The following is a 797-nucleotide window of genomic DNA, read 5'->3' on the forward strand; positions in this document are numbered from 1 at the left end:
CGGACAGGTCGGCGCGGCCGGAGACGTCCAGGCCCAGGTGCTTCGCGTAGCGCATGGCGAACACGGCCATCTGCTCGCGGGTCACCGGGTCGTCGCCGCCGAACTCGGAGCCGTCGCCGTAGCCGTTGACCACGCCGGCCGCCTCGCCCCAGGCGGCCGCCGCGGCGTACCACTCGGAGCCGTCCATGTCCTCGAAGCCCGCCTCGGGAGCGGAGGGCTTGGACTCGGCGCGGTGCAGCATGGTGACGAACATGGCGCGCGTGGTGGGCTCGTCGCCCGCGAAGGCGAGCGTGCCGTCGGCCTGCGGGACGCCCGTCAGGATGCCGCGGGCGCCGACGAAGTCGGCCGTGCCGTCCTCGCCGTACCACTCGCCTGCCGTGTCGGGGAACGACGGGGAGGCGTCGACCACCTTGACCGTCACGTCGCCCGCGGCCTCGAACACGGCGTTGCCCTCGGCGTCCACGCCGCACTTGGGCAGCAGGACCTCGTTGCCGTCGGCGTCGACCGCGTACACGACCACGCCGTAGTTGGGCTCTTCGGCGGCCTCGACGGGCACGGTCACCTTGACGGGGGCCTCGGCGGTCACCGACGCGGGCACCTTCACCTCGACGGCGGGGGCCTTCTCGGAGCCGGCGGCGGGCTTGGAGGGCTCGAGCGGCAGGACCACCTCGCCGGCCTGGGCGGCCTCGTCGGAGACGGTCACCTCGGTGGAGGTCACGTTGCCCTCGGCGTCCTTGGACACGACGGACTCGGTGCCGTCGGCGGACTCGGTGGTCACGGTCTGGGAGCCGTCGGGC

Annotated in this window: 1 protein-coding gene; it reads right to left on the minus strand. The window is 73.9% G+C overall.

The window, feature by feature from the left end:
* A partial coding sequence (locus DMP07_RS08645) for an S-layer homology domain-containing protein (RefSeq protein ID WP_211324557.1) occupies positions 1-778 on the minus strand: 778 nt, incomplete at its 3' end.
* Positions 779-797: the final 19 nt, after the last annotated feature.

The sequence above is a fragment of the Slackia faecicanis genome (assembly GCF_003725295.1).
Classification (GTDB): Bacteria; Actinomycetota; Coriobacteriia; order Coriobacteriales; family Eggerthellaceae; genus Slackia; species Slackia faecicanis.